Annotated in this window: 14 protein-coding genes and 2 pseudogenes; 9 read left to right on the top strand and 7 right to left on the bottom strand. The window is 65.3% G+C overall.

The window, feature by feature from the left end; genetic code table 11:
* Positions 1-222: 222 nt before the first annotated feature.
* Both HJG45_RS26900 and HJG45_RS26905 read left to right on the top strand, forming a co-directional pair.
* Entirely contained in the window at positions 223-1,383 is a 1,161-nt protein-coding gene (locus HJG45_RS26900) for an ABC transporter substrate-binding protein (RefSeq protein WP_171616930.1), read from the top strand.
* A 63-nt stretch (positions 1,384-1,446) separates the two neighbouring features.
* On the top strand, positions 1,447-1,707 hold the full coding sequence (locus tag HJG45_RS26905) for a hypothetical protein (protein ID WP_171616932.1): 261 nt from the start codon (positions 1,447-1,449) through the stop codon (positions 1,705-1,707).
* Between the two features lie 101 nt (positions 1,708-1,808).
* On the opposite strand, the gene HJG45_RS26910 is transcribed toward HJG45_RS26905, so the two are convergent.
* From HJG45_RS26910 to HJG45_RS26935, 6 genes are all read right to left on the bottom strand, one after another.
* Positions 1,809-3,434, bottom strand: coding sequence for an NAD(P)/FAD-dependent oxidoreductase (locus HJG45_RS26910; protein ID WP_171616934.1), 1,626 nt, complete (start codon positions 3,432-3,434; stop codon positions 1,809-1,811).
* 28 nt (positions 3,435-3,462) lie between these two features.
* Complete coding sequence (locus tag HJG45_RS26915) at positions 3,463-4,602, bottom strand: ABC transporter substrate-binding protein (protein WP_368040686.1); 1,140 nt, start codon at positions 4,600-4,602, stop codon at positions 3,463-3,465.
* A 153-nt stretch (positions 4,603-4,755) separates the two neighbouring features.
* Positions 4,756-5,742, bottom strand: coding sequence for a tripartite tricarboxylate transporter substrate binding protein (locus HJG45_RS26920; RefSeq protein ID WP_171616938.1), 987 nt, complete (start codon positions 5,740-5,742; stop codon positions 4,756-4,758).
* A gap of 76 nt (positions 5,743-5,818) precedes the next feature.
* Positions 5,819-6,619 carry a glucose 1-dehydrogenase gene (locus HJG45_RS26925; protein ID WP_217363056.1) on the bottom strand — a complete coding sequence of 267 codons (801 nt, stop codon included), beginning with the start codon at positions 6,617-6,619 and terminating at the stop codon, positions 5,819-5,821.
* A gap of 24 nt (positions 6,620-6,643) precedes the next feature.
* A complete protein-coding gene (locus tag HJG45_RS26930; RefSeq protein ID WP_171616942.1) occupies positions 6,644-7,900 on the bottom strand; it encodes an ABC transporter substrate-binding protein in 1,257 nt (418 codons plus the stop codon).
* Between the two features lie 13 nt (positions 7,901-7,913).
* A complete protein-coding gene (locus HJG45_RS26935) occupies positions 7,914-8,267 on the bottom strand; it encodes an SDR family oxidoreductase (protein ID WP_254452830.1) in 354 nt (117 codons plus the stop codon).
* A 291-nt stretch (positions 8,268-8,558) separates the two neighbouring features.
* Here HJG45_RS26935 and HJG45_RS26940 point away from each other — a divergent pair, with 291 nt between their 5' ends.
* Together HJG45_RS26940 and HJG45_RS26945 are read left to right on the top strand one after the other, a co-directional pair.
* On the top strand, positions 8,559-9,563 hold the full coding sequence (locus HJG45_RS26940) for a LacI family DNA-binding transcriptional regulator (RefSeq protein ID WP_171616946.1): 1,005 nt from the start codon (positions 8,559-8,561) through the stop codon (positions 9,561-9,563).
* 234 nt (positions 9,564-9,797) lie between these two features.
* A pseudogene (locus tag HJG45_RS26945) lies at positions 9,798-10,524 on the top strand (IS110 family transposase); the annotation flags it as partial.
* 54 nt (positions 10,525-10,578) lie between these two features.
* Here HJG45_RS26945 and HJG45_RS26955 read toward each other — a convergent pair.
* A complete protein-coding gene (locus HJG45_RS26955; protein ID WP_171616949.1) occupies positions 10,579-11,550 on the bottom strand; it encodes an IS5 family transposase in 972 nt (323 codons plus the stop codon).
* Between the two features lie 112 nt (positions 11,551-11,662).
* Between HJG45_RS26955 and HJG45_RS26960 the strand changes: the two are divergent.
* From HJG45_RS26960 to HJG45_RS26980, 5 genes and pseudogenes are all read left to right on the top strand, one after another.
* Positions 11,663-11,851: pseudogene (locus HJG45_RS26960) on the top strand (DUF2924 domain-containing protein); the annotation flags it as partial.
* A complete protein-coding gene (locus HJG45_RS26965; RefSeq protein WP_171616951.1) occupies positions 11,848-13,200 on the top strand; it encodes a recombinase family protein in 1,353 nt (450 codons plus the stop codon). The pseudogene HJG45_RS26960 and the gene HJG45_RS26965, both read left to right, overlap by 4 nt.
* On the top strand, positions 13,197-13,586 hold the full coding sequence (locus HJG45_RS26970) for a hypothetical protein (protein WP_171616953.1): 390 nt from the start codon (positions 13,197-13,199) through the stop codon (positions 13,584-13,586). Before HJG45_RS26965 ends, HJG45_RS26970 begins: the two co-directional genes overlap by 4 nt.
* 236 nt (positions 13,587-13,822) lie before the next feature.
* The gene (locus tag HJG45_RS26975; RefSeq protein ID WP_171616955.1) at positions 13,823-14,653 is read left to right on the top strand and encodes an SDR family oxidoreductase; all 831 of its coding nucleotides are present in this window, start codon (positions 13,823-13,825) and stop codon (positions 14,651-14,653) included.
* Between the two features lie 4 nt (positions 14,654-14,657).
* Positions 14,658-16,808: an acetate--CoA ligase family protein gene (locus HJG45_RS26980; protein WP_171616957.1), complete on the top strand. Its 2,151-nt coding sequence runs from the start codon at positions 14,658-14,660 to the stop codon at positions 16,806-16,808.

Here is a 16,808-nt window from a genome sequence, read left to right on the forward strand (position 1 = left end):
GCTGAGCCGGTCGGTGGCGTGGGTGAATAAGCGTCGAACTGGGACCCCTGCGGGATTCAGCTTACAGCTTTGATGAAACTCGAGAAAAGCAGCGTAAGGTGAGCTTCCAATCAGCGCCAATTGGGACCCTACCCACTCGCCCAGTTCAGCATTCAGTTCAGCTTCTTGTGGCCGCTTCCGACAGGGGTCCTGATCCAGCACCTATTTACAGGAGGAAACGCCATGAATTTGTTGCGTCGTCAGTTGCTCGGTACCGTCGGTGCGACCACGGTCCTGCCTTTGGCCGGAGCTCGCGCCCAGTTCGGCAGCACGCCACCGCTTCGCATCGGCGTGTTACGCGACCAGTCAGGCCCATACAGCGGTGGCACCGGCGCCACTTCGATCGCCTGTGTCCGCCAGGCGATCGAGGAATTCGGTGCCACGTCCCGCGGCGTGGCGGTGGAAGTCAACTCCTCCGCCGCCACAGCGGACCTCACTGGCCGGGTCTGCTCGCCGAACGGCATACACTGGACCTATGACACCTGGATGCTTGCAAATTGCACCGGCAATGCCGTGGTCCGCACCGGCGGCGATAGCTGGTTCTTCATCGTCGCTAACTTCGCCTTCGGCCATGCGCTGGAGCGAGACACGGCAAATGCGGTGCGCAAGGCCGGTGGCCGGGTGCTGAGCCGCGCTGCACATCCGGCACCGGGCACCACGGATTACTCCTCCTACCTGCTGCAGGCACAGGCGAGCCGGGCCAAGGTAATCGGCCTGGCTCATGCCGGCGAGGATGCGGTCAACACCATCAAGCAGGCGGCGGAGTTCGACATCGTACGCAGTGGGCAGCGACTCGCGGCGCTGCTGCTCTACATCAACGACGTTCACGCTATCGGCCTGCCCACCGCCCGGGGCCTGATGCTGACGGAGAGCTTCTACTGGGACCTAAACGAGCGCACCCGCAGCTTCACCCAGCGGGTCCTGCCAAAGACCGGTGGGCAGCGGCCCAACATGAGCCAAGCCGGCTGCTATTCAGTCACGCTGCATTACCTGAAGGCCGCGGCGGATATGGGCGTGGCCGAGGCAAAGCGCAACGGCGCTGCGACCGTCGCCCGCATGCAGGCGATGCCAACCGATGACGATGTCTTTGGCCCCCTCCGGATCCGTCAGGATGGCCGCAAGCTCCACCCGGTCTATCTGTTTCGCGTCAAGACACCGGAAGCCAGCCGCGGTCCTTGGGACTACTACGAATTGATGGCTACGACCGGGACTGAGGAGGCCTTCCGGCCCCTGGCCGAGGGTGGCTGCCATTTGATTGCCGGCCGATCCCGTAGCGGAAACGAGGCAATTGGCTGGGCCCTGCCAACCCGCGAGGCAGGCTCAGCGAAGCACGTGGTCTCGTAAGTCTTCATCTTTTTGCGGCCTTGCGATAGCTTGCCGCCGCGGCCACCGACCCGGCCATCCGGGATGGAGCAGGCGACCGGCGGCGCCGGGTCGATCAAGGGTGGCAAACGGCCACGCCGGCACTGGGGTGCCAAGCGCGACCGCGAGACGGTGACCGCCGAGGCGGTGGTGAAGGTCGCGCCGCCCGCGGGCTCACGGTTAAGGGGCTACCAGGACATCCTGGTGCGCGAGCTGACCCTTACGCCTGAGGTGGTGCGCTACCAACGGGCGCGCTGGTTGACGCCGTCTGGTCAGAGCGTAAGTTTGTTAGGGTACCGGCAGTGACCGCCGAACCCAACAGGGCTCGGCGAGTATGGTGTGTGGCTACCATCGTCATCCCTCGAGCTTTCAGGCGCCTCTTGCGGCAGGGCGCATTAAACGGAGGCTCAGTCACTCAGAGCGAAACCGTCGTAGTTCCTCGCCGCGACATTGGTGCAGATCTCGCGATAGCGCGCCATGCCACCGGCGTACGGCATGAAGATCCGCGGCTTTCCCGGTACGTTCGCTCCAAGATACCAAGAACTCGCCGCCTGCGGCAGCAAGGTCGCATTGGCGGCGTCATTGACCTGCTCAACCCATTTTTCTGCGGCGTCGGTCTGCGCCTCAATACGTGCAAGTCCGCGCTTGCGCATGTGCGCAATGCAGTCAGTAATCCACTCAACATGCTGCTCGATGGCTACGGGCATGTTGCACAGCACCGAAGGGCTGCCCGGCCCGGTAATGGTGAAGAGGTTGGGAAAGCCCGCCACCTGCAAGCCGAGGTAGCTGCGCGGGCCGGCCTCCCAAGCCTTGGCCAGCGGCAGGCCACTGCGACCTTCGATGTTCAGCTTCAGCAGCGGGCCGGTCATCGCATCGTAGCCGGTGGCAAAGACGATGATGTCGAGTGGATATTCCGCGTCGCGGGTGCGGAGTCCAGTCGGCGTGATCGCCTCGATTGGAGCCCGGCGGACATCGACCAGGGTGACGTTGTCGCGGTTGAAGGTGGCGAAATAGTCGGTGTCGATCGGCGGCCGCTTGGCGGCATAGGGATGGTCGATATCAGCCAGCAGCGCAGCAGTCGCCGGGTCCTTCACGATGGAGCGGATCTTGTTTTTCAGGAACTCGGCCGCGGTCTCGTTCGCCGCCTTGTCCAACAACATATCGCGGAAGACGGCGCGGAACTGCAGCCCGCCCTTGGCCCAAGCGGCTTCGTACAACGCTTGGCGCTGCTCCGGCGTCACGTCCCAGGCCGAGCGATCCTCGATAAAGAAGGCTTGGCCATTGGTGTTGCTGTGCATGATTCGGCGTATCTCGGCATGGTTCTCTTTCACCCAGGCCTTGAATTCCGGCGTCAGCGGCGCGTTATGAGCCGGCACGCTGTAGTTGGCGGTTCGCTGGAACACGGTGAGGTGCGCTGCCGTTTCAGCGATGACTGGTGTCGCCTGGATGCCGGTGGAGCCGGTGCCGATCAGGCCAACGCGCTTGCCGGTGAAATCTACGCCTTCATGCGGCCATTGCCCGGTGTGGTACCAATCGCCACCGAATTCCTCGAGGCCTGGAAACTTCGGCACATTGGCGGTGGAAAGGCAGCCAACCGCGGTAATCAGAAACTGCGCTGCCAGCGTCTCTCCCGCCTCGGTGGTCACCGCCCAGCGATTGGCTGCCTCGTCGTAGCGGGCGCCGACCACGCGGGTGCCGAAGCGGATGTCCTTCTTCAGGTCGAACCGGTCGGCCACATGGTTCAGGTAGCGACGGATTTCCGCATGGTCCGGATAGCGCTCGGTCCATTCCCACTCCTCAAAGAGCTCCTTCGAAAATGTGTAGTTATAAGCATGGCTTTCGGAGTCGCAGCGGGCGCCGGGGTAGCGGTTCCAGTACCAGGTGCCGCCCACGCCATCGCCGGCTTCCAGCACCTGTACATTCAGCCCAAGCCGGTCACGCAGGCACAGTAGCTGGTAGAGGCCAGAAAAACCGGCGCCTATGACGAGGGCGTCGTACTCGCGGGCGGCAGGAGCGGGGTTCACGTCGGGCATGGCGGGACAGTTCTCCTCGGGACGATGATCAAACCAGCGGACAGCCGCCTTCGGCCATGGGCCGGAAGGCCTCCTCGGCCGGGGTGGTGCCGACAAGTTTGTAGTAGTCAAAGGGTGCCTTGGATTCCTCGGGCTTTTTCACCTCAAACAGATAAGCCGGATGCAGCTTACGGCCATCGGCGCGGATGCTGCCGGGGCCGAAGCAGTCGTCATCGGTCGGCATCGCCTTCATCCGCAGCACCGTCTCCAGGCCGCTGGCCTTGGCCCGGACCGCGTCCATGTCGGCGACCGCTTTCAGGTAATGCAGCGTGGCGGCGTAGCCGCCGGCGTTCATTTGGTTGAGGCTGTTGCCGGCCAGCCTGCCACGCACCCGATCCATGAAGGCGCGGGTGCGATCGTTCAGGTCCCAGTAGAAGCTTTCCGCCAGCACGAGGCCCTGAGCGGTCTGCAGCCCCATGGTGTGGATGTCGGTTAGATAGGCCAGCATCAACGCAACGCGGATGCCGCGCCGGCCCAGGCCGAATTCCTGCGCTTGCTTCACGCAGTTCACCGTGTCGCTGCCAGCATTCGCCAGGGCTAGAACCTTGGCGCCGCTGGCCTGGGCCTGCAGCATCTGCGAGGAGAAATCCGTCGTCTGCGGGAAAGGATAGCGCACCGCACCCAGCACCCGGCCGCCAGCCTGCCGAACGAATTGCGTGGCGTCACGTTCGATTTGGTGCCCGAACGCGTAATCAGCGGTGATGAAAAACCAGCTGTCGCCGCCATTCCGCACCATGGCTTGGCTGGTAGACTTGGCAAGCATGTAGGTGTCGTAGGTCCAATGCACCGTGTTAGGCGAGCACTGCGCCCCAGTGAGGGCGGCGGTCGAGGCGACGGATGCCAGGAAGACTTTGTTCTTCTCTCGCGCCCCACTGCTCACGGCTAGACCAACGGCGGAGTTGTTTACATCTACAATGGCATCCACGCCACGCCGATCAAACCATTCCCGTGCGGTGTTAACGCCCACATCTGGCTTGTTCTGGTGGTCGGCCTGGAGGACCTCGACGCGCAGTTCTGGCCGCAGCACACGCATCTCCTCCACCGCCTGTTGCACGCAGGCGAGCGTGGTGGGGCCCGACCAGTCGCGATAAGGCCCTGAGAAGTCCGAGAGAACGCCGAGCCGGATCACCGTTGGCGCCTGGGCACTGCTGGGCACCACTGGCGACGTGGAGAGGCCAGCCATAACGGCAACAATGGCACGGCGTGTCGTAGAGGGGACCATTTGTGCTGCCTCCCGGTGTCAGGCAATGGCAGCCGCCCGTTTCCGGACGGCCGGACGGGGTCAATCGGCTCGGATATTCTTCGCTCGCACGATTTCGCGGTAGACACGGTAGTCGTGCATGATGCGGGAGGTGAAATGCTCCGGCGTATCCGCCGCCGCGACCCACCCAATATCCTGCAAGCGCTCACGCAGCTGCGGGCTCTGCTGTGCCCGGCGATTGGCGTCGGCGAGGCGCTCGATCACCGCTGGCGGCGTCCCCCGCGGCACCAGCAAGCCAAACCAGTTCGGATAGACGAAGTCGCCGAAGCCGGACTCTACCATCGTCGGCACGTCGGGAAGAATCGGTGACCGCTGCGCCGACAGTACCGCAATGCCTTTGAGTCGCCCGTCGCGCACAGTCTGCTCGTACATCGAAAGTGCATCGATGATAAGATGGGTGGTCCCAGCCAGCATGTCCTGGCTCGCTGGCCCAGCGCCGCGATAATGCACCGCCTCGATCTCGATGCCGGTCGCATTCTTAAACAACTCCATCACGACATGGGTGATGCCGCCCGAACCTGTGCTGGCATAACTGAACTTGCCAGGATTCGCCTTTAGCAAAGCAATCAGCTCGGTCAGGGTGGTCACGCCGAGCTTCGGATGTGCAACCAGTAGCAAATCGCCGGTGATGGCGGTGGCGACTGGCACCAGATCCTTGAGCGGGTCGACCGGCATGGTTGTGTAGGTATGCGGGTTGATGGCGACCTGCCCGACATTGACCAGCGTCAGGGTATGGCTGTCGGTCGAGCGAGCAACGAAATCCATGGCGAGATTGCCATTCGCGCCGGGCCGATTGTCAACCACAACGGGAACGCCAAGTATTTCGGCCATGCCCGGCGCTAGCATGCGGGATAGCACGTCGGTCGGTCCGCCCGGCGCGAAGCCAACCATCATCCGGATTGGTCGGTTTGGCCAGGCTGGTTGCGCTAGGGCGGGCGCCGCGAGCGCAACGCTGGCCGCAGCGCCGGCCAGCAGCACGCGTCGCCGTGCGATCACATGGTCATACATGATCGAATATTTTCCCCCTGTGAGGGCCGCCTCTGTGAGCAGCCTCCGCAACGCGTGTCCTTGGCTGTGCCGGATGCTATCCGGCGGCAATGGTGCGCAAAGCGCTCGGACTGGCGCCACGCCCACCATCAATGAGGTACTGCCCGCCGGTGATGCTGCCGGCGAGCTCGGAGCTGAGGAATAGCACCAAGTTTGCTATCTCCTCGGGCGTGGAGTAGCGGCCGATGGGAATCGTGGACTGATACCGTTCTCGCACGCTGTTGCTTCCCTCGGTGCTGGTCTGCGCCTCCAGCGAATGGATCATTCGCGTGTCCGTCGGTCCAGGACACACGGCATTTACCCGGATGCCGTTGCGGCCGTATTCACTGGCGGCGGTTCGGGTCAACCCAATCACGCCATGCTTCGAAGCGACGTAGCCGGAAAGACCCGGCGACCCGGCAATCCCGGCCGTTGAGGCGGTGTTCACGATGGCGCCGCCCTGCTGCCGGAGCATGACTGGAATTACGTGCCGAAGGCCCAGGAAAACACCCTTCAGGTTGACCGCGATGACCGCGTCGAAAACATCTTCCTCATAGTCGCCAGTCAGCGCGATCTTGCCCTCGATGCCGGCATTGTTGAAAAAGCAGTCGATGGTGCCATACGCGTCCAGCGTCGCCTTCACATAGCCCTGGACATCGGCGGATTTGGTGACGTCGGCCTGCACGAAGCAGGCCTCGCTCCCGGCTGCACGCACGAGCCGTGCGGTCTCCTCGCCGCCGACTGCATCACGGTCGACCACGGCCACACGTGCACCGCCCTGCGCGAAACCCAGGGAGGCAGCCCGTCCTATGCCGCCGGCTCCGCCGGTCACCAGTGCGACCTTGCCGCTGAAATCCATGGGCATTCTCCTCCTATTTTTTTGTTATCCGCGCAGCAGCGGGCAGCCACCTTCGTTCAGCGGACGGAAAGCGTCCTCCGGCGAGACTGTAGCGACGGTCTTCAGCAGGTCCCAGGAATGCTTGCTCTCGAACGGCTTCTTCGCTTCCAGGATGTAGACCGGATGCATCTTGCGGCCATCTTCACGTATGGTGCCCATGCCAAAGCAGTCATCATCGGTCGGCATTGACTTCATACGTGCAATAGTCGCCCGGCCGTCCCGCTTCGCCTCTGCGATGCCCATGTCTGCTGCGGTCTTGAGGTAATGCGTCACGGCGGAGTAGATGCCAGCAGTGCCCATGTTGGGGTACAATGTGGGCGTCTTGGGCTGCACGCGCGCTTGCCAGGCACGTGTCCGGTCATTCAGGTCCCAATAGTAGGTAGCGGCGATCTGCATGCCTTGCGCCGTTTCCAGCCCGAGCGAGTGGATAACGGTATCGTAGGTGATCATGCCCACGATCCTCATGCTGCGATTCACGCCGAACTCGCGTGCCTGCTTCACGGTGTTGATGAGGTCCGCGCCCGAATTGCAGAGGCTCAGGACCTTGGCACGCGAAGATTGGGCGCGCAGCAGAAAGGCCGAGAAATCCGAAGTGCCCGGGAATGGATGGAACACACTGCCGGCGATTTTGCCGCCGCGAGCCTGCACCACCGCCGTGGTGTCCCGCACCATCTGGTGCCCGAAGGCGTAGTCGGCGCCGAGGAAGAACCAACTGTCGCCGCCTTGTGCCAGCACTGTCGAGCCCAGTGACCGCGCGAGCATCGCGGTGTCCCAGACCCAATGGATTGTATTCGGGCTGCAGGACGCGCCGGTCAGCTCGCTGGTTCCTGGCTCGGTCGCCAGGAAGACCTTGTTCTTCTCACGTGCCAACCCGTTAACCGCGAGGGCTGTTGCCGAAGTTGAAACGTCAACCAGTGCGTCGACGCCTTCCTGATCAAACCAGCGGCGCGCCGTGGCGGCGGCGATATCTGTCTTGTTCTGATGGTCGGCGACCAGGATATCGACGTCCCACCCACGCCCCGAAACGCCGAAATCCTCCAAGGCCTGACGCGCGCAGGCCTCCGCAGGACGGCTCAGATCCGCATAGGGGCCGGAGAGGTCAGTGATGATGCCGAGGCGCAGCTTCGGCTTCGCCGCATCAATCGACTGCGCCTGCGCAGGACGTTCCCGCAGGACCGCCGCCGCACCCGCGAGCGCGGCCGTGCCGAGCAGTGTCCGGCGCGCAGTGTTCCTGACCTCCATTACTTCACTCCCGTTATTTGAGGCGATCCCAACTAATAGGCAGGCTGCCGGCCGAGGAGACCATGATGCGAATGCGGTCGTTCTCGTCCCCACTTGTCAGGTCAGGATGCGCCCAGACCATTCTCTGGGCCTTCTCACCGAGACGGTGGTTAAAGTGGTCGCGGACGTCCTGCCGCACTTCCATCATCGTATAGTCATCGCTTCGGCGACTATTGGCGTCTGGGCGATCCGCGTTCACGCGGATGCCGGTGGCGGCATGGTCGATGGCCGCCGCCCTCGTCAGGCTGATCACGCCATGCTCTGCGGCTACATAGGCGTTGGATCCGGGCAGATCTACCGAGCCAGTGCATTGTGGATCTGCTTGCATCGGCGCTTCCTCGGGCTCTTTGGCCCCTTTCTCAACGTTGGCGGCTGGGTACTGCTCCTGAGCCGGCCGCAGTGATAGCGCTAACGGCATCAGGTTAGCGCTATCACCAAAAGCTGTGCAACCCTTATCTCGCAACCGGGGTGGCGGGTCGGGTGTCTATGGTAAACTAGGCCGGCCATCAGGCAGGGCGGAATGAATTCTATGCTGAGACAACGAAGGCGCAGGAAGCCTCAGAAAGGAGGGATCGAGGACACTGTGGCATCCAAGCCAAACGGTGTGCCTGTGTTGCGTATGGAGGATGTCGCGCGCCTTGCCGGCGTCTCGGTCATGACGGTGTCTCGCGCGCTCCGCACTCCCCCGGCCGTCGCCGCATCCACCCTTGCCAAGGTCCGTGCTGCATTAGAGGAAACGGGGTACCTGCCCAACCTGGTGGCGAGTGGGCTGGCTTCATCTCGTACCCAGGTCGTCGCCGCGGTCATTCCGCTTATCAGCCAGCCTTTCGCGCCGACGCTGCAGAGCATGTCGGATGTCCTGCGCCGGGCGTCGTATCAGTTCGTGCTCGGCGTCAGCCACTACGACCCATTGCAGGAGGAAGCCTTAGTGCGCGCCTTCCTGTCCCGGCGCGTGGATGGGATCGCGTTGTTCGCAGGCGGGCACACGCCTCAGACGATCGCAATGCTGGAACAGGCTGCCGTTCCGCTCGTCGAGATGTGGGCTGAATCGGCGACTGAGTTCATCGTCGATGCGGTTTGTGTGCCGCAGCGGCAAGGCGCGCAAGACGTTGTCCGCCATCTCCTCGCGCGCGGACGCCGGCGTATCGGCTTTATCGGTGGATCGACTAGGCACAATATCCGGGCACAGGCTCGGATTAGCGGCTATCTGGATGGGTTGGCCGAAGCCGGGCTGCCACATGATCCCGCAGCCTGCGAAGAGGCCACGCACTTTTTAATGGAGGGCGGAGCTGCTGCCCTGGCGCGTTTGTTGGAGCGGCGACCACAACTCGACGCCATCTGTGTCGCCAGCGACATTCTCGCTGCCGGTGTGGTTTTCGAGGCACATCGGCGCGGCCTCTCCGTTCCGCGTGATCTTGCAGTCGCTGGCTTCGATGACGCTGAGATCGCCCGCTCGATGTATCCCGCACTCACAACCATTGACATGAGGGCGGAGGAAATGGGGACACGAGCCGCGGAGATGCTGCTCGAGCGCGCCAGCCAGAGCATCCGGGTCGACCTTGCCGCCATGCCATCCCGAATGCATGACCTCGGCTATACGCTTATCGTGCGTGAAAGTACCTAAGCCCTTTCTCCAACGCTGGTAACCCAACGCGCGGGTCTTCTGAAATATGCCATTCTGGCAAGGCGGATCGTCGTGTTGCATAGGTCGGCGGCGTGAACGGTCTGGAATCTGGCGGTTTCCGCGACTGCGGCAAGCTCTGGGTCGCATGGTGGGGTGGATGCCCCCTGCTCCGCGGCATCGAGGTGCCATAGCGTGGTTGGTGCTGAGCCTGACCACGAGGGAGAGGAGGCATCCGTGGAGAAGATTACGACGATCGGCCTCGACCTGGCCAAGAGCGTTTTCCAGGTGCATGGGGTCAATGCGGCCGGTGGGGTAGTGGTGCGGCGCAAGCTGCGCCGGTCAGCGCTGCTGGACTTTTTCGCAGCCCTGTCGCCCACGCTGGTCGGCATGGAGGCCTGCGGCAGAGCGCACCATTGGGCGCGCGAGCTCACCCGGCTCGGTCACACGGTCCGGCTTATGCCGCCGGCCTACGTGAAGCCCTACGTTAAGCGGGGCAAGACCGATGCGGCGGACACCGAGGCGATCTGTGAGGCTGTGACGCGCCCGACCATGCGCTTTGTGCCGGAAAAAAGCCGAGGCGCAGCAGGCCAGCCTAATGGAGCTGAAGGTCCGCGACATGCTAGTGCGCCAGCGCACCCAGACCATCAACGCACTGCGCTCCCACCTCACCGAATACGGCATCGTGACCGCGCAGGGGTGCAAGCTCGCCGAGCTGATCGCGGTGGTCCGCGACGGTGATGATACGCGGCTGCCTGACCTGGCCCGCGAGGCTCTGGGCGATTTGGTGGCGCAGATCGAGGCCTTGGAAGGACGCATCGAGCGGCTCGACAGCCGCATAGTCCGCCATGCGCGTGAGGACGAGACAGCTCGGCGACTGGCCAGCATCCCTGGCATTGGGGCGATCGGCGCGACAGCCCTGGCCGCGATGGTGCCCGATCCGCACGGGTTTGCCTCGGCGCGACCTTGTTGCACGGATCAGCGGGCCGGACGGACGATGCCCTTCCCTGTCTTGGTCTCACGCGGTCCGGACGTACTCCGGGCGTCCCAGGTCCAGCATGCGGTTCAGCGCACCGACGGCAATGGCCACCTCGGTCGCGCGACGCCGGTCTGTGCGGGAACGAAGAGCATCGCCAATCACGCGCTTGAACCGGCTGACGTCGGCCTCGACCAGCGCGCGCCAGTTGTAGCCCGAGGCGGCCTGCCAGCCCATGCGGCCCCGTTCCTCAATCGATTGTAGATGGCGGTCGCGTTGCGTCGGCGCGGTGTCTGCCGTGCTGCTCGGCACGGCATTGGCGCGTGGCGGCACGATCACAACAGCTTCGGGGTGACGCACGGCGACGTCGTCGTAGCCGCTATCCCAATCGTAAGCACCATCAGCCGTGAACAAGGCGACCGGGCCGTCAACCTGGTCGAGCAAGGGGCCGACCTGGGACGCGTCGCTGGTGTCGCTGCTGGTCAGCGTGGCCGCGACGATGTGGCCGGTGTCGGCGTCCGTGCCGATGTGCAAGGTGCGCCAGGCCCGGCGCGTCTTGGTGCCGTGCTTCTCCAGCAGCCACTCGCCCGCCCCGCACAGCTTCAGCCCCGTGCTGTCCACCAGAAGGTGCAAAGGCCTGCCACGACGGTGCGGCCTTGCCCGCGGCACCTGCAGCGTCTCGGCCCGGCGGCTCAGGGTGGTGTGGTCCGGCACGGCCAGGTCAAGCCCGAGCAGGGCGATGATGGAGCCGATCAGGCCTTCGGTCTGGCGTAGCGCCAGCCGGAACACGGCGCGCAACGTCAGCGCCGTCGCGATCGCCAGAGCCGAGTAGCGGGGCTGTCCGCCTCGCGTGGTCCGAGGCTCGGCCTTCCAGGCCGCGATCGCCTCCTCGGTGAACCACACCGTCAGGCTGCCCCGCTGGCGCAGCGCCGCGTCGTAGGCGGCCGGGTTCGTCACCCGATGCCGCTGCTTCGGGATGTGGTGACGACGGTCGGCGTTGGCCTTGAACGGCAAGGTAGCTTCCTCGGGCAGCGGTGGGAGGCTGGACGCTTTACCCTACCCCGCCCCGGCAGGCCCAAGCGATCCGTGCAACAAGGTGGTGCTGCGCCGGATACGCGCCGGCAGTCGGCCGCTGACGGGGACGCGGCTGATCCGTGAACATGATGGCGTGCAGCATGTCGTCACCGTGCGCGCCGATGACTTCGAGTATGAGGGCCGGCCGTATCGATCGCTCTCCGCCGTCGCGCGCCACATCACCGGTACACGCTGGAATGGCTGGACCTTCTTCGGGCTGAAGGGGAGGGCGGGCGCATGAGGCGGAAGGCACCGACCAGCGAGGCGATGCCGGCCTCCGTGAAGAAGCTGCGCTGCGCAGTCTACACGCGAAAGAGCACCGACGAGGGCCTCGACAAGGAGTTCAACACGCTTGATGCGCAGCGCGAGGCCTGCGAGGCCTACATCACCAGCCAGCGTGCTGAAGGGTGGATCCTGGTCAGGGACCGTTATGACGATGGCGGGTTCTCCGGCGGCACGCTGGAACGCCCCGCACTGAAGCGCCTCCTGGCGGACATCGAGCGAGACCTCGTTGACGTCATCGTGGTCTATAAGATCGATCGCCTGTCGCGCTCGCTGATGGATTTCGCGAAGCTGGTGGAGGCCATGGAGGCGCACGGCGTGACCTTCGTCTCGGTGACGCAGAGCTTCAATACGACGACCAGCATGGGCCGGCTGACGCTGAACATCCTGCTCAGCTTCGCGCAGTATGAAAGGGAGATCATCGGCGAGCGCATCCGCGACAAAGTGGCCGCGTCGAAGGCGCGCGGCATGTGGATGGGCGGGAAGGTGCCGCTTGGCTACGACGTTGCCGACCGGAAACTGGTCGTCAACGCCGCGGAGGCGCCGCGCGTACGGCGCGTGTTCGAACTGTTCGTCGAAACCGGCTCGGGCGTGGAGGCGGTCCGCCGCCTGCAAGCCGAGGGCGTCGCCAGCAAGTCCGGCAAACTTCTGGGCAAAGGCGACGTCTACAAGGCGCTGAACCTGCGGACCTATATCGGGGAGGTCACGCACAAGGGCAACATCTATCGCGGCGAACACGATGCCATCGTGCCGCGCGACCTGTGGGACCGGGCGCACGCCATCCTGCAGGTCAGCCCGCGCAGCCGCGCCGCGCTGAACCGGCAGCACGCGCCAGCGCTTTTGAAGGGGCTGATCTTTGGAGTGGACGGAAGGGCGCTATCGCCGACGCACGCGGTGAAGAACGGCCGGCGCTATTGCTACTACGTCGCGCAGCGCGTGCTGAAGGCCGACACGGTCGTGGATGACGGCATCGTGCGGCGCGTATCGGCCGCGCAGATCGAAGGCGTCGTGATCAGCCAGGTCCGTGCCCTGCTGCGCCAGCCGGAGATCGTGGTCGGCACGTGGCTGGCGGCGCGACGTGAGGCGCCCGACCTCACCGAGCGTGAGGCGCGGGATGCGCTGCATAGGCTCGACCCGCTGTGGGATGAGCTATTCCCGGTGGAGCAGACACGGATCGTGCGGGCGCTGGTGGAGCGGGTGGTGCTCGGGCCGGCCGGCGCCGACATCCGGCTGCGCGTCGAGGGGCTGGCCGGCCTGGTTCGGGATCTCGGCGCCATCGCGCCCAGCGCGCTGAGCGCCGCGGCATGACGGCCGCCACCAGCATCACGGTTCGGGTGCCGCTGAAGATCCGGCGGCGGCCGGGGCGGAAGACGGTGGTGACGCCGATCCAGGACGCCGACGAGGCCACTGTCTCCACCCGCGCTGACCCGGCGCTGGTAAAGGCGCTGGCTCGGGCATTCCGATATCAGAAGCTGCTGGACGCAGGGCGCTATGCGTCGATCTCCGAGATGGCAGCGGCAGAGAAGATCGAGCGTGCATATCTGGGCAGCCTACTGCGGCTGACACTGTTGGCGCCGGACCTGGTGGAGCAGCTGATGGACGGAAAAGCGAGCTGTGCCGCGACGCTGCCCGAACTGCTCCAGCCGTTTTCGGCAATCTGGAAGGACCAGAATAGACCCCAAAGAACGCAGTGAAGGCGGCACGAGGGTTGTCCACTTTGCGCCCGTTGCGGTCGTATCCGGTGGCCTTCGCGGTTACCGGAGGCGGTCAATCAAACGCCGGATCGCGGCGACAGAGCGGCGCGCTCGACGCCCTCCGGACAATTTGCGTATCAACCCATAGCGCAAATGGATTGGCCCCGGGCTGCCCGACCTCGGTAGGACTTCTCCCCACGCAGCCGCGACCCAGCGTGTTCGAGAGGAAACCGAGAATGAGTGCCAGCACCGAGGCGCCGCCGCGCCTCGCCCACCCGAAGCGCGCTGTCTTCAGCCCCGATGCCCTGGTCGGCCGCGTCGCCCTGATCACCGGCGGCAGCAGCGGCATCGGCCTCGGTATCGCGGAAGCCTTCGCGGAGCTCGGCGCCACCATCGTTATTACCGGACGACAGCCCGAGAAGCTGGCGGAGGCCGAGAGCCGCCTTGCCGCCAGCGGCGCGCGCCTGCTCGCCGTCGCCGCCGATGTGCGCGACTACGCCGCGACGCGTGCCGTGATCGAGCGCGTGGTGGAGGAATTCGGCGCGCTCGACGTGCTGGTGAACAACGCCGCCGGTAATTTCAACTGCCCCTTCGAGGACATGACGCCCAATGGCTGGCGCGCCGTGGTCGATATCGACCTCAACGGCACCTTCAATTTCTGCCACAACGCCTTCCAGGCGTTGAAGGCCTCCCGCTTCGGCGGGCGCATCATCAACATCTCCCTCGCCCAGGTGAACTCCGGCTGGCCCGGCGCCGCGCACGCCGCCTCCGCCAAGGCCGGCGTTACCGCACTGACCCGTTCCCTCGCCGTGGAATGGGGGGGGCACGGCATCCGCGTGAACAACGTGCTGCCAGGCCCAATCGAGGGCACCGAGGGGCTACGCAAGCTCTACGAGGCGCGCGGCGAGGCGGAGAAGGAACTCGGCCGCATGGCAATCGGCCATTTCGGCGAGACAGACGACATCGCGATGGCCTGCGCCTTCCTAGCCTCCCCGGCCGGAGACTTCGTCACCGGCTGCGACATGGTGGTCGATGGCGGCCGTGCCCTCAAGCGTTCCTGGACCTGAACCGGTGGACGGACACATCGCCCCCGCCGCCCAGCGCGGTCTCTACCCCGCGGCCGCGCTGCGGCCGCTGCTCGACCCCGGCTCCATCGCGATCGTCGGTGCCTCGCCGCGACCCGGCTCCTTCGGCGGCAACGTGCTGGCCAACCTGGTGCGGCACTACAATGGCGGCATCCTGCCCATCAATCCGAATTACGGCGAGGTCGCCGGCCTGCCTTGTTACGCATCGGTGAGCGACCTGCCTCGGCTTCCGGATTGCCTCGGGATCGCCGTGCCCGCACCGCAGGTGGAGCCCGTGCTGCGCGAAGCGGCAGCGCTCGGCGTGCCGGGTGCCATCATCTTCTCCTCGGGCTTCACAGAGACCGGTACGCCGGAGGGCGCCTCCATGCAGGCGCGGCTGACGGCCCTGGCTGCGGAGACGGGGCTGCGGATCATGGGCCCCAATTGCACCGGCATCGTCACCACGCATTCGGGCGCCGCGTGCAACATCCTGCCCAGCGTGAAGCATCTGCCCCTCGTGCCGGGTGGCATCGCGCTGCTGGGTCAGTCCGGCGCGCTCGGCTATGTGGTTTTCCAGGCGATGCATCGTGGCGTCGGATTCTCGCGCCTGATCTCCACCGGCAATTCCTGCGACGTGGATATTGCGGACCTCATCTCCTTCCTGGTGGAGGACCCCGAGACGTCCGCGATCGCCTGCCTGTTCGAGAGCGTGCCTTCCGGGCCGCGGCTGCTGGCGGCGCTGGAGAAGGCGTTCCACGCCGGCAAGCCGGTGATCGCCTGCAAGATCGGCGTGACCCAGGCGGGCGGGCGCGCCGCCCTCTCACACTCCGGGATGCTGGCGGGCGATGCCGCCACCTACAATGCGGTGTTCGAGCGCACCGGCGTCATCCAAGTGGATGCCTTCGAGGGGCTGCTGGAGACGGCGGTGTTCTTCTCCCGCGCTGGGCGGCCGCAGGCGCAGGGCGTTGGCATCCTCTCGGGCTCCGGCGGTTCCGTCGTCATGGCGGCGGACAAGGCCGAGAAACATGGCATTCCCATGCCGCAGCCGGGCGAGACTACCCAGACGGCATTGCGCCAGCGCTTGCCGGGCTTCGCCACCATCGCCAACCCAGCCGACATCACCGCGGAATCGATCCGCGACGAGGCGCTCTACGGCGAATGCGTGGAGATCTTCGCGCGCGATCCTGGTTTCGCCAGCGTGGCGGTGCTGATGCCCTCCGCCCATGGCCCGTCCGCGATCACCCGCGCCGAAGGCCTGAGCGCGCTTGCCGGAAAGCTGGACCGGCCGCTCACCCTGGTCTGGATGAACGAGTGGTACGAGGGCATCGGCTCCGCGATCTACGATGCGAGTCAGACGCTCTCGGTTTTCCGATCCCTCGACCGCTGCATGAATGCCTACCGGCTGTGGTTCCACCATGACCGGCTGCGCAGCGTACTGGAGGCGCGGCCGGTCCATGCGCCGGATCCCGCATTGCCGGAGGCTCGGCGCCTGCTCGCCGCCCATGCACGTGGTGCCGCGCTGACCGAGCGGGATTCCAAATCCCTGCTGGCGCTCTACGGCATTCCCGTGGCGGCGGACCGGCTCTGCACCTCGGCCGAGGAGGCGGTTGCCGCTGCGCGGGAGATCGGCTTTCCCGTCGTCGCCAAGGTGGAGGCCGCGGCGATCCACCACAAATCCGATATCGGCGGGGTCAAGCTAGATCTCCGCGACGAGGACGCGGTCGCCGCGGCCTATGCGGCGATCCGCCAGGCCACGGCAGGCGAGCCCGGCGTCGCGGGCGTCACCATCCAGCCCATGGTGAAGGGTGGGGTGGAGATGCTGGTCGGCGCGCGGCGGGACCCGCAATTCGGCCCGCTCGTGATCTTCGGCTTTGGCGGCACGCTGGTGGAGGTGATGAGCGACGTGGCGGTGCGCATCGCCCCCGTATCGCCCGCCGAGGTGCGGCTGGCGCTTCAGGGCTTGCGCATGCGGAAGGTGCTGGATGGCGTGCGCGGCAACCCGCCCTGCGATATCGACGCTTATTGCGACCTGGTCGCCGGCGTTTCACGCCTCGTCGCTGATCTCGGCGAGGAGGTCGCGGAGATCGATGTGAACCCGGTGATCCTAAGCCCCGACGGCGGCATCGCCGTGGATGCGCTGGTGGTGCGCGGGCGTTGA

The sequence above is a fragment of the Roseicella sp. DB1501 genome (assembly GCF_013112485.1).
Classification (GTDB): Bacteria; Pseudomonadota; Alphaproteobacteria; order Acetobacterales; family Acetobacteraceae; genus Paracraurococcus.

Excerpts from the sequence above, each read along its gene's own strand:
- HJG45_RS26900 (WP_171616930.1), top strand. The coding sequence starts at position 223 with ATGAATTTGTTGCGTCGTCAGTTGCTCGGTACCGTCGGTGCGACCACG.
- HJG45_RS26905 (WP_171616932.1), top strand. The coding sequence starts at position 1,447 with ATGGAGCAGGCGACCGGCGGCGCCGGGTCGATCAAGGGTGGCAAACGG.
- HJG45_RS26910 (WP_171616934.1), bottom strand. The coding sequence starts at position 3,434 with ATGCCCGACGTGAACCCCGCTCCTGCCGCCCGCGAGTACGACGCCCTC.
- HJG45_RS26920 (WP_171616938.1), bottom strand. The coding sequence starts at position 5,742 with ATGTATGACCATGTGATCGCACGGCGACGCGTGCTGCTGGCCGGCGCT.
- HJG45_RS26925 (WP_217363056.1), bottom strand. The coding sequence starts at position 6,619 with ATGGATTTCAGCGGCAAGGTCGCACTGGTGACCGGCGGAGCCGGCGGC.
- HJG45_RS26930 (WP_171616942.1), bottom strand. The coding sequence starts at position 7,900 with ATGGAGGTCAGGAACACTGCGCGCCGGACACTGCTCGGCACGGCCGCG.
- HJG45_RS26935 (WP_254452830.1), bottom strand. The coding sequence starts at position 8,267 with ATGCAAGCAGATCCACAATGCACTGGCTCGGTAGATCTGCCCGGATCC.
- HJG45_RS26940 (WP_171616946.1), top strand. The coding sequence starts at position 8,559 with ATGGAGGATGTCGCGCGCCTTGCCGGCGTCTCGGTCATGACGGTGTCT.
- HJG45_RS26965 (WP_171616951.1), top strand. The coding sequence starts at position 11,848 with ATGAGGCGGAAGGCACCGACCAGCGAGGCGATGCCGGCCTCCGTGAAG.
- HJG45_RS26970 (WP_171616953.1), top strand. The coding sequence starts at position 13,197 with ATGACGGCCGCCACCAGCATCACGGTTCGGGTGCCGCTGAAGATCCGG.
- HJG45_RS26975 (WP_171616955.1), top strand. The coding sequence starts at position 13,823 with ATGAGTGCCAGCACCGAGGCGCCGCCGCGCCTCGCCCACCCGAAGCGC.